General features: G+C 68.0%; 1 protein-coding gene. It reads left to right on the forward strand.

Annotated features, from left to right (window positions below; all coding sequences use genetic code 11):
• Window positions 1-1067: tyrosine-type recombinase/integrase (locus AC1DT2_RS24180; RefSeq protein ID WP_477299265.1), on the forward strand; the 1067-nt coding region annotated here is incomplete at its 5' end.
• Window positions 1068-1103 lie beyond the last annotated feature (36 nt).

Genomic DNA, 1103 nt, shown 5'->3' on the forward strand with positions numbered 1-1103 from the left:
ACGTGACGCAACAACAGCGCCACGGCACCCGCGGGTTGGCGGCGAGCAGTTGCCGCACCCGTGCGGCCGACTGGCTAACCTGGCTGGCCTTCTGCGCACATTACGACCGGGTCGTGTTGCCGGCACGCTTTGACGATGTGCGCGAGCTGCTCGACCAATTGGTCGCCGCCGGACGGAAGAAGGCCACGCTCGAGCACCTGCTCTGGTCGCTGGCGGACATCCACCGCCGCCACGGCTGCCCGAATCCGATGGACGGCGCGATCGCTCGCGACTACTGGCGCGACCTGATCCGTGAGCAGCTCGACGGCGAGCAACGCCAGGCCGCGCCGATGACGCTGGAGTTGCTTGATCAGCTGATCGCTTCGCTGCAAGCGGAGGCGGTGACTGTGCGCCGCGTTGCCCCGGCCCTGCGAGCCTTAGCGGAAAATGCGCAACGGCGGCGCCGGGCGCGCGACGTGGCGATGCTGCACGTGGCCTACGATCTGATGATGCGCTCGGCGGAACTGGTCGCTATGGAATGGGCACGCATCGTGGCATTACCGCAGGGCGGCGGTACGTATCGGCTGGGCAAAACCAAGACCGATCAGGCCGGCGTGGGACGCACCCTGTATTTGCGTCCGGCGACGGTGGCCGCACTTGAGGCCTGGCGGACGCAGTCGTCGCAGGGTGAGTTCGTTTTCCACGCGGTCGCCGATGACGCACAGCTCGATCCGACCGCGGCGCCCAGCGCAACGGTCGGAATGCAATGGCAAGCGCGTCGTGCGCAGGCCCAACAGCGCGAACAGCGCCCGCTGGGCACGCGCGAGGTGAGCGCGATCTTTCGGCGCGCCGTGGCCCAGGCGGGCCTGGACTTGGACCTACATTGGCTTTCCGGGCACTCCGCGCGGGTGGGCGCGGCGCAGGACATGGTCCGCGCGGGCTCGTCGACGGCTCAGGTGCAACTGGCCGGGCGCTGGGCCAGCGAGCGGATGCCAATCCGCTACGCGGAGCGTGTGCTTGCTCAAGATGCCGGCGAAGATCGCTTTGCCAAACTGGCAGCCATGCAGCGACGCCGCACCGAATTTTAGTCATGGCGTAGCGCCTGCGTTGGCAGAGAGAGTGGG

This window comes from Luteibacter sp. P4_E6 (genome assembly GCF_056401535.1).